The organism is Pedobacter sp. Leaf176, assembly GCF_001424305.1.
In the GTDB taxonomy this organism is placed as follows: Bacteria; Bacteroidota; Bacteroidia; order Sphingobacteriales; family Sphingobacteriaceae; genus Pedobacter.
Genome location: NZ_LMPD01000003.1, coordinates 551,021 through 563,138, shown reverse-complemented (window position 1 = coordinate 563,138; position 12,118 = coordinate 551,021). Strand labels below are relative to the sequence as shown.

Below are 12,118 nucleotides of genomic sequence, written 5' to 3'. Positions count from 1 at the left end.
GCGAACTTTGGGAAACCAATTGTTTTTTATCTTGCAAAAGTTAGCCGCTTGCCAATTTGATCGGTAGTGAACCGCCCTTTTTGATAAGCCAGGTTTCCCGATACAAAGGTGTGTGTTACGCTGGCCTGGAAAGTATCCCCATCGAAAGGACTCCAGCCACATTTGTAAAAGTTATTTAGCTTGGTTGCTTTCCATGAATCTTTTAAATCGACCAGCACTAAATCGGCCCAGTAACCCTCACGGATGAATCCACGTTTTTCAATATCAAAACAAATGGCCAGGTTATGTGCTGTTTTTTCCACGATTTTCTCTAGTGAAATTTTACCTTGCAAATGCATTTCCAACAAAGCAGGCAACGCGTGTTGAACCAATGGTCCGCCGGATGGTGCCAGTGCATAAGGTTGATTTTTTTCTTCTAAAGTATGTGGCGCATGGTCGGTTGCAATAACATCAATATTATCGTTTAAAACGCCCTTAAGAATCCCATTTTGGTCTTCTTTACTTTTAACAGCCGGGTTCCATTTGATAAAATTGCCTTTCGTTGCGTAATCCTTATCATTAAACCAAAGGTGGTGAACACAGGCCTCAGCGGTAATTTTTTTATCCTTTAACGGAATTGTGTTATCGAATAGTTCAATTTCTTTTGCTGTTGAAATATGTAAAATATGCAAACGTGTTTGGTATGCTTTTGCCAGTTCAACTGCCAGGGACGACGACTTGTAACAAGCTTCAGCGCTACGAATTAATGGATGCATTTCGATGGTTAAATCGTCGCCATATTTTGCTTTAAACTCTGCAAGGTTATTGCGGATGGTCGCCTCATCTTCGCAATGCGTTGCCACTAAGATTGGGGCCTTACTAAAAATATTTTCTAAAGTTTTCTCATTGTCAACCAACATATTTCCAGTTGATGAGCCCATGAAAACCTTAATGCCGCAGACATTTTTTGGATTAGTTTTTAAAATTTCTTCAATATTATCGTTGCTGGCTCCCATATAAAAGGAATAGTTGGCTAACGAAGTTTCTGCAGCAATCGCATATTTATCGGCAAGTAAGTCTTGCGTTAACGTATTTGGAACGGTATTCGGCATTTCCATGAAAGAGGTAATTCCACCGGCAACGGCGGCCATACTTTCCGTAAAAATATCAGCCTTATGTGTTAAACCGGGCTCGCGAAAATGAACCTGGTCATCAATCATTCCTGGTAAAAGGTATTGGCCCTCGGCATTAATTTCCTGCGCATGGGGTGCAGAAAGATTTTGACCGATTTTGGAAATAAATCCATCTTTAATTAATACATCGGCAACAATTTTTTGTCCTTCATTTACAATTGTAGCGGCTTTTATCAGGTAAGAATTCATGGTTTCAAAGGTAGTAATTTAGTATTAAGTAGAAAGTATCGAGTATCGAGTATCAAGTAGTGAGTATCAAGTATCAAGTTTTGGGCGGATAAAGAGCGGAACTGAGTTGTCAACGCTTAGAATAAATTCGGCCAGATGTAAACCCTTCTGCCTTACGCCTTCAAACCCTCAACCTTAATCACTATCTTTGTACGCTATGGCAAAATCGTTCGAAGAATTTAAGTTAAACAGGCAAATTTTAAATGCAGTTGCCGATGCAGGTTACACCGTTGCCACGCCAATACAGGAAAAAGCAATTGCGCCAGTACTATCCGGACAGGATATTTTCGGTATTGCTGAAACAGGAACAGGTAAAACTGCAGCTTTTGTTTTGCCCATTTTAATGCAATTGAAATATGCCCAGGGCGAAAATCCCAGGGCTTTGATTTTATCACCAACCCGCGAACTCGCGATGCAAATTGCCGAGCAAGTGAAATTATTTTCGGTTTATACTGATTTACGTTCACTGGTAATTTTTGGAGGAATCGGCCCAAAAATGCAGAAAGAACAGCTTTTAAAAGGCGTTGATATTTTGATTGCAACGCCTGGAAGATTCCTCGATTTATATTTAACCGGCGATATTAACACACAAAGTTTGAAATTTTTAGTGCTGGACGAGGCTGATAAAATGATGGATATGGGTTTTATTGGCTCAATCCACAGGATTTTAGAAATCGTTCCGCGTAAACGCCAGAATTTATTGTTTTCAGCAACAATGAGCGATTTGGTGCAGAAAATTGCCGGCGATTTCTTGAATAATCCACTTGTAATTGAGGCCTCGGCGCAAGCTACACCAGCTGCAAACGTAACGCAGACTTTATATTACGTTCCGAATTTCAAAACGAAAATTAACTTATTGCACCATTTGCTGAAAAATGATGAAGCTTTTAACCGCCTGATTATTTTTTGTAAAACCAAAGCGGTTGCCGATAACATTTTCAGTTTTATTGAGCGAAGGTATGGTGCTGAAAATGTTCGTGTAATCCATGCAAACAAAGGTCAGAATACGAGAATCAATTCTATTAACAGCTTTAAAGAAGGAAATATACGTGTGCTTGTGGCTACTGATGTAGCGAGCAGGGGAATTGATGTGAGTGATGTGAGCCATGTAATAAACTTCGACGTACCCATTATCATAGAGGATTATGTGCATAGAATTGGTCGTACGGGTAGGGCTTTTGCTAAGGGTGATGCAATTACTTTCGCTACCGATGCAGAGAAATATTACATTCGTAAAATCGAAAAATTAATTCGCCAGTACATTCCTGTTGCTGAAATTCCTGAGGGTGTTTACATTGATGAGACACCTTATGAAGAACGTCAGCACATAGCGAAAGAGATTGACATGCAGAAACGTAAGGAAGACCCTGATTTTCAAGGCGCTTTCCACGAGAAAAAACACGCTGCTGCAATTGAGAAAAAGGTTAGGGAAAAAGCAAAAGCCAAAGCAGGCAAGGTGATAAAAAGTTTCAAAAAAGGTAAAAAATTCGATAAGAAAAAGTAATGAACCCGGCACAATTAAAATAATTATTAATTTTCTAAATAATTATTTTAATTGTCAAAGGCTCCATCTGACAATTGAAAACAAATAAATAAACACAGATGAAACTTAGGATTACGCCTTTAAATATCATTGGAGCCGTTGGCCTGGGTTTAGCGGCTTTTAATATTTTAAGTCCGAAGGATAATGCCCCACGACATATTGATATGAGCGGGTTTTATCTTCTTATTCTGGGCTGTCTGATCCTGGTTACTTTCATAACCGATTTAATTTTCCGCTTTACCCTGAAGGATTTGAAAAGAATCTGGATTGTTGAATCGATTTTCATCGTGATAACAATAATTCTGACCGTCATCATTCGAAAGACCGCGTAATAAAAGCGTAAAAAAATTCGTGTAATCCGTTCATCAGTATAATCAAATCAAAAAATAAGCATCTTTGCGCAAAATTAATCAGTGGTATCTATACAATCAGTGAAATCATAGTATGAAGACAGCAGAAATAAAATTAACAGTTGAATTAGACGAGGCCAATAATCCGGATAACATCCTTTGGGAAAGTACAGATTCGGGAAGCGCTGATAAAGTGCCGGCTAAGGCCATGTTTTTATCGGTTTGGGATCATAACTATAAAAATACATTAAAAATAGACCTTTGGACAAAAGATATGCCTGTTGATGAAATGAAACGTTTCTTCTACGAAACTTTGCAAACCATGGGCGATAGCTTTTTAAAGGCTACAAACGAAACTTTAATTGTAGAAGATTTGCGTGATTATTGTGCGCACTTCGCTGAGAAGATGGGTATTGTTGAAGGTAAGTAAATTGGTTGGTTAGTTGGTTAGTTGGTTAGTTGGTTAGTTGGTTAGTTGGTTAGTTGGTTAGTTGGTTAGTTGGTTAGTTGGTTAGTTGGTTAGTTTGAAATTGGCAAACAAGTTAGTTATTAACCGAAGGAAATCTAAAAATCATTTCAATTATGTTGATTCTAAATAAATTCAGAGCCTGGTTAGGCATTTTATTATGCGTGGTGGCGAGTTTCTGCCCGATGTTGAAGGTGCCGATTAAAGGCAATTGGAACTTGTATCAATCTGATGCGCGTTTGTTTTTAATCACTTATGCCATTATTGGACTTTCCGTGCTGATACTTTTCATCAGAAAGGCTGGCGCATTCCGATTTATGAGTTTGGTGATGGCTATCTGGTATGTTTTGGCCGTAGGCGCAGTTTACTTTACAGCAAATAATTACACAAAATACGGTTTCGCCAATAAGCTAATCGGTAAAGTTGTTCATTTTCAGTGGGGTTGGATTGTTTTTTTAATTGGCGTAATTTTTATGCTTTTTAGTACAAGAAAAATGGAAAAATTAGTTAGCCCGGCCCCTTCGAAGTAATCCGAATGGAAAACGATATTGCTTTTAGTTGCGATTAGTCAGCTATAAAATGGTCATCAGCATCTTTTTCCAATGGGAGATAAATTCTTTCCCACTCATTACCGTCTAAAATCTCCCAGGTATGGCCGTCGCCCTGAGTATCATCAGCGATTAAAACAACTCCTGGTTCAAGGATAAAGGTATTACCGCTCGTCACGGTGAATTTTAATTTTCCTTTAAGCGTGATAACAAACTGTCGTCTGGGTGCAGGATGCGGGCTGTTTTGCAGAGAAGTATCTGTTTGTGCGAAAAAATGATTGGTATTGATATGCTGTCTGATGGGTATGCTTCCGGTTTCGAAGTCACATTTGCCATCGCCGACATTAATTAAGCGAATGGCTTTTAAGTAATTTGGCGTATCGGCTTTATCTGATATTGTATTCATGCTAAAATTTTAATTCTGTCTGTCCCCTTTGGGAAATTTCTCTTTCATGTTGCAATAACCAGTGCTTCCGCCACAAACCACCGGCGTAGCCAACTAGTTTTCCATTACTGCCGATTACTCTATGACATGGAACAACTATTGCGATGTTGTTTTTGCCATTTGCAGAAGCGATTGCCCGGATGGCTAAGGGATATGCGCCGAAAATTTTGCATAGGAGGTTATTTCGCCGTAAGAAATGTTTAATAAATTCTGCCAAACCTCTTGTTGAAATTCAGTTCCCTTTTGCTTCACAGGAAAACTGAATTCCCTTAAATCGCCTTTAAAATAATCTTCTAGCTGGTTGGCTGCATTTCTGGTCAAGTCGTTTTCATAAAATCCATGTGTATCTTTTTCAGCAAAAGTTACAGTGTAGACAAAATCATCATCGGCTAAGATGGTTATTTTGCCAATCGGCGATTCTATAACTGATGCGTAATTCATAAATTTATTTTTTGCCACTGAAACACGGAGCTCACGGAATAATATGAATTAATTTTTTCTAAAGCTAATTGGCAATTTGTATTTAATATTCCCGTGGCTAATATTCATGGTCTAAACTTTAAACAATATTACAACAATCCAACAAATTCCCCTCGCAATATTTATCAATAAAAGTATCTTTGCGGTTATGCAACTGGCCAAAGAGGTTAAATATTTAATCCACAAGGAAGTACTGTTAGAGTGGCGTTCCAAATATACCATCAATGGTATCTTATTATATGTGGTTTCAACTATTTTTACCTGCTATCTTTCCTTTGTAAGTCTGAATGAGGAAGAAAGATTGACTTGGAATGCGCTTTTTTGGATTATTATGCTTTTTGCATCCATCAATGGCGTTTCTAAAAGCTTTCTTCAAGAAACTAAAGGCCAGCAGCTATACAGCTATATGTTAGCAAGTCCGGCTGCAGTGCTTATTTCGAAAACAGTTTATAATACCTTACTGATGTTGGTACTCACCACCGTCGCACTCGGTTTTTATACAATGGTTTTTAATGACTACACACCACCTGACTTGCTATTATATTATGTAGCGGTTATCATGGGAAGTATTAGTTTCTCAACCGTTTTTACGATGGTTTCGGCCATTGCGAGTAAGGCGGGAAATGGCGGAATGTTAATGGCGATTTTAAGTTTTCCAATCATAATTCCTGTTCTGATACTTTTAATAAAATTGGCTAAAAATGCTGTAGATGGCCTGCCTTGGGAGAATAGTTACGATGAAATTGGAATGCTGCTATTGGTCAATGTACTTACCGTGGCGACCTCTTTGTTGTTATTTCCTTACCTTTGGAGGGATTAAAAGAGCAAGGACTAAAGAGTAAGGAATAAAGATAAAGTGCAGAGAATGATTGTTAACTAGTTATTCTGCTATAGCAAACAAAAAAACTAAATAACCAACAACGAAAAAACAAAAAATAATGAATAAAACTTGGTGGAAAATTTTAGGTTCAGTACTGGTCATTTATACGGCAATTGCAGGTTTATTGCTGGGGGTGCCCCGTTTGCCGATTTTGAATGAATCAATCCGGAATTTATATTTCCACGTACCGATGTGGTTCGCTATGATTGTGTTGTTCTCAATTTCTGTTTTCTATAGTATCAAATCTCTAAGTTCTAAAAGTGAAATTGATGATATGAAAGCCGTAGAAAGTGTAAATGCGGGTATCATTTTCGGCCTTTTGGGTTTAGTCACCGGAGCCATCTGGGCAAAATACACCTGGGGCCAATTCTGGAGTTTCGATCCAAAACAGAACTTCGCAGCCATTTCAGTTTTGCTTTATTTTGCCTATCTAATCCTTCGCAATGCGATAGATGAGGAGCAAAAAAGAGCTAAAATTTCAGCTATTTATAACATTTTCGCTTTCCCGATGATGGTGGTTTTACTTTTCGTTTTACCGCGTTTAAAAGATTCATTACATCCTGGTAATGGCGGTAACCCGGGTTTTAACAGTTATGATTTGGATAGTCGCATGCGTATGGTATTTTACCCGGCATGCTTGGGCTGGATATTAATCGGCTACTGGGTTTATACCATCCGTTTCAGATTACGCTTACTAGAAAACAAACAACAAACGAACTGATCAAGGAGCAAGGGTAAAAGATTAAACACCAGTCGTCCAAAACTCAATACCAGAAAAACTAAAATACAAAATGAAAAAGATAGTGTTCTCCCTAATATTAATGCTTTTTACTGCTCAGTTATTTGCTCAGGATAATGGTGTCGAAATGGCCGATAAGCTGCGCAGCGACGGTAAAATTTACGTTGTTGTTGCCTGTATTGTCATTATTCTTGTGGGTTTATTGGCTTACCTTTTCTCAATCGATAAAAGATTAAAAAAAATCGAAAAAGAAAACTCACATAAAATCTAAGTTTAAACAGTTTAAACCTATTTTTCTCTTCAATTTTAATTGGTGTTGGCTATACACTAAGTATTTTTTCATTTGGAACTATGCGGTTTTTTTAGGCAATTTTGCGGCATACTAAATTCATAAAAAATAAAAAATGGCTAATCTAGCAGACGAGAACAAGTTTTTTGCTGATGTATGCAAAAACTTTGACAGTGCGGCTCAATTCACCAATCATCCTGAGGGGTTATTGAACCAGATTAAAGCGTGTAATAGTGTTTATCGTTTCCAATTCCCAATTCGTCGCGGAAATGGTTTCGAAGTAATCGATGCCTGGCGTGTAGAACACTCGCATCATATGAGCCCAACTAAAGGTGGTATTCGTTATAGCGAAATGGTTAACGAAGATGAGGTTATGGCGCTTGCCGCCTTAATGACATATAAATGTGCCATTGTAAACGTTCCTTTTGGTGGTGCAAAAGGCGGTATTAAAATCAATACCAAACAATACAGCGTTGCCGAGTTAGAAACCATCACCCGCCGCTATACGACAGAATTAATTAAGAAAAACTTTATTGGTCCTGGTATCGACGTCCCCGCACCTGATTATGGGTCGGGCGAACGCGAAATGAGCTGGATTGCAGATACTTATATGACGATGAACCCTGGTCAACTCGATGCTTTGGGTTGCGTAACAGGGAAACCAATTGCATTACATGGTATCCGCGGACGAAAAGAAGCAACCGGTCGTGGTGTTGCTTATGCGGTACGCGAATGTGTAGATGTTGCTGAAGATATGGCTAAAATAGGTTTAAAAGCAGGTTTAGGTGATAAAAGAGTGATTGTGCAAGGTTTAGGTAACGTAGGCTATCACTCTGCTAAATTCCTTGCCGAATTCGGCGCGACGATTGTTGGTTTGTGTGAATACGAGGGTGCAATTTACAACCCTAATGGCTTAAACGTTGACGAGGTTTTTGCACATCGCAAAAACACCGGTTCAATTTTAGGTTTCCCAGGTGCAACTGACTTTAAAAACTCAATGGAAGGATTAGAGCAAGATTGCGATATTATCGTTCCGGCAGCTTTAGAAAACCAGTTTACTGAACTAAATATCCGTAACATAAAAGCAAAAATTATTGCTGAGGGCGCGAATGGACCAACTACGCCAGAAGCCGAAGCGATCTTTACAGAAATGGGTGGTATCATTATCCCCGATATGTATTGCAATGCTGGTGGTGTTACAGTTTCCTATTTCGAGTGGTTGAAAAACCTTTCTCACGTAGCATTTGGTCGTATGGAAAACCGTTATGCGGCTAATTCTAATGCTAATTTAATAGCTACACTGGAAAACTTAACCGGTAAAACCATTCTTCCTGAACATCGTTTAATGATAGTTAAAGGTGCATCTGAAATGGAATTGGTAAACTCCGGATTAGAAGATACCATGATTCATTCTTACCACGAAATCCGTGAAACATTAAAAAATAAGCCAGGTACACAGACATTAAGAACTGCTGCTTTTGTTAATTCAATTGATAAAATCGCGGTTTCTTATATGAATTTAGGTGTTTGGCCATAATGGCTGAAAGGCAAATGACTAAAGCTTAAAGCGAAAATCCTTGCAGATGTATAATTTTGCAAGGATTTTTTATTTTAGAAATGTATAGTTTGATAAATTTTGGGTAAGGGTTTGCCCTGCTACCGTTTCAGTCTTTTTCTGCGTGTTATCCTACGCTATTGCGTAAATACGGTTCCAGACCAAAGTAACACGTTAATTAAAATTAAGCCTCAAAAATCACTACGAGGCGGAAGAGGTAATGCTGAGTTCTTCCAAATCCAAACGCCATTCTTCTTTCCTTATAATATCATCATCGTAATTTCTATTGCTTTTTAAATGATGTAATTCATCACGTTGAACCTGGATTAGAGCCAGCATGATTTCACGATATGCTTTCAAATCAACCTGGTCAATCTCCCCGTTTTTGAAAGCTTTCAAGGTATCTTTTTTCTCAATTAATGAATGTTGGAGTTCGGCTTTCAAGTTCACCATAAGCTCGTTATGTGTGCATTGATACTGATAATCGGCCTGGAGTTTCTCTAAAGAGAGATCAATTAATTTAAGCTTGATTTGGTTTGTTTGTTCTTGTTCAGAAAGTTTATGTTTTGGCTCGGGTATTTTTAACCATTTAATAAAAAGGGGTAAAGTTAACCCTTGAACCACCAGGGTTACAAATATTACTACAAACGTAATGAATAGGATTACATTCCTTAATGGGAAAGGGATTTGCTCGGATATCATTACTGGGATTGATAATGCTGCTGCTAGAGATACAACACCTCGCATTCCTGCGTAAACAATTACCAAAGAAGAATGCCAGGTCATGTCCTGATAACGAACCCTTGTTTTTTTATTGAACAGGCTGGTAATCCTTGCCGTAGAAAACAGCCAGATAAAACGAACCAATAAAGCTAAAATACTAATTCCGACACCGTAACCGATAGCATTGGCAATCGGGTAATCGGGTCCTAGGCCAGCAACAATATCGGGTAGGGCTAAACCAATTAAAATAAAAACCACACCGTTTAGTAAAAATATTAATGCCGACCATACAGAAACAGTTTTTATCCTTGAGCTTGAGGTAAGAATAATATGTGATTGGCTGGATAGCAATAATCCGCCGGATACAACGGCCATTACACCCGATCCCTCAAAATGTTCGGCAACGATATACATAAAGTATGGCGTTATCAGCGTAAGTACCGTATCTATATTTTCAGTTGTAGGCAACCACCTGTGTATGGCGTAGAATATTCCGCCAATGGCCAGACCAACCAGAATACCGCCACCCGCAACTGAAACAAAATCAATTGCTGCATCATGTAAAACAAAAGTTCCGGTGGCAACGGTGGCTAAAGCAAATTTAAAAACGATTAAACTGGATGCATCATTTACTAAACTTTCACCTTCTAAAAGGGAGCTTACCATTTTTGGAATTTTTAATCCTTTAAGTACAGCTGCTGCTGCAACCGCATCTGGCGGTGAAACAATTCCGCCCAATAAGAAGCCAAGTGCTAAAGTAAAACCAGGAATAAATGCCACTGAGGCATATGCAACCGCAACCGAAGTGATGATGACTAAACCAACAGCCATTAAAAAAATTGCACCTTTATATTCCCAAAAATCTTTCCATGAAGTAAACCAGGCAGCTTCGTACAATAATGGAGGTAAAAAAAGTAGAAATACGATATTTGGATCAATTTTTACATGTGGAATGCCAGGAATGAAACCAATAATTAGACCAGCTAAAACAAGAAAAATAGGATAGGAGATTTTTAATTTTTGACCAACCATAACCAATAAAGTTACGCCGAGCAGTAATATGAGAATTAAAATTAAATTATCATGCAGCATTTTAAGAGAAGATTCAATATGTAAGATGGAAGAAATTTGGATTAAAAATAGGAAACAATTTTGACGATAAATAACCTGTATATATTTTATCGCATTTTTAGAAGTTGGTATAATGAGTTGACTTCTTTATTTCTAAAGGTTAAGTTTCCTGTAATACGAACTTTTTTACCTTCAATTAGTTTCCCTTTAATTTCTAATTTTTGCAAATTTCTGATGTATTTTGTAATCGAAGGAAAATTTGACTGTTTGCTCAATTTATTGAAATAGACGTTTAAACCTAAAAATTCATCACTTTGAATATTAGTGGGTATTGTTATTGGGTTTTCGTTTGTGCTTAATTTCAATTGTGTGTCAGTTTCAGCTACATGAACTTTATATAAAGGAAAAACAGTTTTATTAATCACCCCGCTATCCAATCTAATTACATTTTTTTGGTGCAGATAATTCTTCAAACCTTTGCCATCAGCGATAATATTGACTATAAAGTTCGGAATATCCCTTTTTTGCATAACTACTTTTTCTATCTTCTCAAAATCATCATTGTAATCATAAGTAATTATCGAATCCATTTGCTGAATGGTGTTTATCCATTCAAAGTCAACATAGCCTTTGTAATATTTAGTTAAACTATCCTGTTCCAAACTTGTGTTTTTAAGTTTTAACGTTTGCCCGGGTGTCGTTTTAAAATCTGCATTAAGCCAAAAACTAATTGCACTTTCTCTTTTAAATATCCTGTGAAATGGTTTTGGGGCAGGAACAATGGTCTCGGAAATTAACTCGTCGTTAGTATTGATTGAACCATTGTCGAAATTTAAGGTGGCAAAGTGACCGCCATCAGAAAATACGATGTGGTTTGTTGCTTTTCTGACTAAATTGAAGGCGCTTTTTCTTAACTCGATAAAATTCTTTTGACTCAAAATGCCAGCCAATAGTAGATCAAAATCCGCATGTTCATTGGTAAAAACAATTGCAGCATTTCTGCTATTGTAAGAAATTGCAATGTTACCAAACTTTGATTTTGCGTAGCTCAAACCTCCTGGCTTCTTCTCAACATTAAAATGAAGGATGTTTTCCAAGAAAACCTCAAATGCATTAAGGTTCTTAATTTCCAACCTCGAAAACAAGGCTGTTTTTGGTTGATTTTTGATCGTAAATAAATAAAGGTTCGCGGGGATTTGCAAGCCGTGGTCAAGGCCATCAAACCATGTTTTTTTTTTTGTTTTTGTATCCGATTTAAAATAATAACCTGGATGCGTAATCATGTTCACTGCAAGACTTTTGTATAGCTCATCAACACTAATCTTTACTAGAGAACCGGCATTACTCGGAATTAAAACCTGGTTTGCGCGGTATTGCCTATATTTAAAAGCGCCTACAAAAAAAATAAGCAGGGATATAATTATCACTGCTGCTATTTTTAAAAATTTCTTCATCAATTCCCAATTTTTATTCGTACCACCCCCGACCCCTCCTTGAAAATAAGGAGGGGAGTAGGCAGTAACTTAGGTTTTTTCTAATTATCGTATTCCCTTCCTAATTTAGAAGGGGCAGGGGTGGTTAATAATTGAATACCCATTATTATTTTGCCAACGAAACACGGATTACCAC

General features: G+C 37.6%; 14 protein-coding genes. 8 read left to right on the top strand and 6 right to left on the bottom strand.

Features of this window, described 5'->3' with window-relative positions:
* Nucleotides 1–26 precede the first annotated feature (26 nt).
* On the bottom strand, nucleotides 27–1,361 hold the full coding sequence (locus ASF92_RS11200; RefSeq protein WP_056092480.1) for a dihydroorotase: 1,335 nt from the start codon (nucleotides 1,359–1,361) through the stop codon (nucleotides 27–29).
* A 196-nt stretch (nucleotides 1,362–1,557) separates the two neighbouring features.
* Between ASF92_RS11200 and ASF92_RS11195 the strand changes: the two genes are divergently transcribed.
* From ASF92_RS11195 to ASF92_RS11180, 4 genes are all read left to right on the top strand, one after another.
* A complete protein-coding gene (locus ASF92_RS11195; protein WP_056092477.1) occupies nucleotides 1,558–2,904 on the top strand; it encodes a DEAD/DEAH box helicase in 1,347 nt (448 codons plus the stop codon).
* Between the two features lie 98 nt (nucleotides 2,905–3,002).
* A complete protein-coding gene (locus ASF92_RS11190) occupies nucleotides 3,003–3,275 on the top strand; it encodes a hypothetical protein (protein WP_056092473.1) in 273 nt (90 codons plus the stop codon).
* A gap of 112 nt (nucleotides 3,276–3,387) precedes the next feature.
* Nucleotides 3,388–3,723 carry a gliding motility protein GldC gene (gene gldC / locus ASF92_RS11185; RefSeq protein WP_056092469.1) on the top strand — a complete coding sequence of 112 codons (336 nt, stop codon included), beginning with the start codon at nucleotides 3,388–3,390 and terminating at the stop codon, nucleotides 3,721–3,723.
* 152 nt (nucleotides 3,724–3,875) lie between these two features.
* Nucleotides 3,876–4,289, top strand: a complete 414-nt coding sequence (locus ASF92_RS11180; RefSeq protein ID WP_056092466.1) for a hypothetical protein — start codon at nucleotides 3,876–3,878, stop codon at nucleotides 4,287–4,289.
* 34 nt (nucleotides 4,290–4,323) lie between these two features.
* On the opposite strand, the gene ASF92_RS11175 is transcribed toward ASF92_RS11180, so the two are convergent.
* Genes ASF92_RS11175 through ASF92_RS21235 form a run of 3 tightly spaced genes read right to left on the bottom strand, consistent with a single transcriptional unit; the run spans nucleotide 4,324 to nucleotide 5,193 of the window.
* The gene (locus ASF92_RS11175; RefSeq protein ID WP_056092464.1) at nucleotides 4,324–4,713 is read right to left on the bottom strand and encodes a hypothetical protein; all 390 of its coding nucleotides are present in this window, start codon (nucleotides 4,711–4,713) and stop codon (nucleotides 4,324–4,326) included.
* Between the two features lies 1 nt (nucleotide 4,714).
* Nucleotides 4,715–4,969, bottom strand: a complete 255-nt coding sequence (locus ASF92_RS21595; RefSeq protein WP_197413281.1) for an MGMT family protein — start codon at nucleotides 4,967–4,969, stop codon at nucleotides 4,715–4,717.
* Entirely contained in the window at nucleotides 4,897–5,193 is a 297-nt protein-coding gene (locus ASF92_RS21235) for a methylated-DNA--[protein]-cysteine S-methyltransferase (protein WP_197413280.1), read from the bottom strand. The genes ASF92_RS21595 and ASF92_RS21235 overlap by 73 nt, the downstream gene beginning before the upstream one ends.
* 187 nt (nucleotides 5,194–5,380) lie before the next feature.
* Between ASF92_RS21235 and ASF92_RS11165 the strand changes: the two genes are divergently transcribed.
* The 4 genes from ASF92_RS11165 (at nucleotide 5,381) to ASF92_RS11150 (ending at nucleotide 8,677) form a co-directional block, all read left to right on the top strand.
* Nucleotides 5,381–6,052, top strand: coding sequence for a heme exporter protein CcmB (locus ASF92_RS11165; protein WP_056092457.1), 672 nt, complete (start codon nucleotides 5,381–5,383; stop codon nucleotides 6,050–6,052).
* A gap of 118 nt (nucleotides 6,053–6,170) precedes the next feature.
* Nucleotides 6,171–6,833, top strand: coding sequence for a cytochrome c biogenesis protein CcsA (gene ccsA / locus ASF92_RS11160; RefSeq protein ID WP_056092454.1), 663 nt, complete (start codon nucleotides 6,171–6,173; stop codon nucleotides 6,831–6,833).
* 70 nt (nucleotides 6,834–6,903) lie between these two features.
* Nucleotides 6,904–7,122, top strand: a complete 219-nt coding sequence (locus ASF92_RS11155) for a CcmD family protein (protein WP_056092449.1) — start codon at nucleotides 6,904–6,906, stop codon at nucleotides 7,120–7,122.
* A gap of 133 nt (nucleotides 7,123–7,255) precedes the next feature.
* Complete coding sequence (locus ASF92_RS11150) at nucleotides 7,256–8,677, top strand: Glu/Leu/Phe/Val dehydrogenase (protein WP_056092446.1); 1,422 nt, start codon at nucleotides 7,256–7,258, stop codon at nucleotides 8,675–8,677.
* 219 nt (nucleotides 8,678–8,896) lie between these two features.
* Here ASF92_RS11150 and ASF92_RS11145 read toward each other — a convergent pair whose 3' ends face one another.
* Both ASF92_RS11145 and ASF92_RS11140 read right to left on the bottom strand, forming a co-directional pair.
* On the bottom strand, nucleotides 8,897–10,510 hold the full coding sequence (locus ASF92_RS11145) for a Na+/H+ antiporter (protein ID WP_056092443.1): 1,614 nt from the start codon (nucleotides 10,508–10,510) through the stop codon (nucleotides 8,897–8,899).
* Between the two features lie 86 nt (nucleotides 10,511–10,596).
* Nucleotides 10,597–11,943 carry a hypothetical protein gene (locus tag ASF92_RS11140; RefSeq protein WP_056092438.1) on the bottom strand — a complete coding sequence of 449 codons (1,347 nt, stop codon included), beginning with the start codon at nucleotides 11,941–11,943 and terminating at the stop codon, nucleotides 10,597–10,599.
* Between the last annotated feature and the right edge of the window lie 175 nt (nucleotides 11,944–12,118).

Excerpts from the sequence above, each read along its gene's own strand:
- ASF92_RS11175 (WP_056092464.1), bottom strand. The coding sequence starts at position 4,713 with ATGAATACAATATCAGATAAAGCCGATACGCCAAATTACTTAAAAGCC.
- ASF92_RS11140 (WP_056092438.1), bottom strand. The coding sequence starts at position 11,943 with ATGAAGAAATTTTTAAAAATAGCAGCAGTGATAATTATATCCCTGCTT.
- ASF92_RS11200 (WP_056092480.1), bottom strand. The coding sequence starts at position 1,361 with ATGAATTCTTACCTGATAAAAGCCGCTACAATTGTAAATGAAGGACAA.
- ASF92_RS11145 (WP_056092443.1), bottom strand. The coding sequence starts at position 10,510 with ATGCTGCATGATAATTTAATTTTAATTCTCATATTACTGCTCGGCGTA.
- ASF92_RS11190 (WP_056092473.1), top strand. The coding sequence starts at position 3,003 with ATGAAACTTAGGATTACGCCTTTAAATATCATTGGAGCCGTTGGCCTG.
- ASF92_RS11150 (WP_056092446.1), top strand. The coding sequence starts at position 7,256 with ATGGCTAATCTAGCAGACGAGAACAAGTTTTTTGCTGATGTATGCAAA.
- ASF92_RS11195 (WP_056092477.1), top strand. The coding sequence starts at position 1,558 with ATGGCAAAATCGTTCGAAGAATTTAAGTTAAACAGGCAAATTTTAAAT.
- ASF92_RS11155 (WP_056092449.1), top strand. The coding sequence starts at position 6,904 with ATGAAAAAGATAGTGTTCTCCCTAATATTAATGCTTTTTACTGCTCAG.
- gldC (WP_056092469.1), top strand. The coding sequence starts at position 3,388 with ATGAAGACAGCAGAAATAAAATTAACAGTTGAATTAGACGAGGCCAAT.
- ASF92_RS21235 (WP_197413280.1), bottom strand. The coding sequence starts at position 5,193 with ATGAATTACGCATCAGTTATAGAATCGCCGATTGGCAAAATAACCATC.
- ASF92_RS11165 (WP_056092457.1), top strand. The coding sequence starts at position 5,381 with ATGCAACTGGCCAAAGAGGTTAAATATTTAATCCACAAGGAAGTACTG.
- ccsA (WP_056092454.1), top strand. The coding sequence starts at position 6,171 with ATGAATAAAACTTGGTGGAAAATTTTAGGTTCAGTACTGGTCATTTAT.
- ASF92_RS11180 (WP_056092466.1), top strand. The coding sequence starts at position 3,876 with ATGTTGATTCTAAATAAATTCAGAGCCTGGTTAGGCATTTTATTATGC.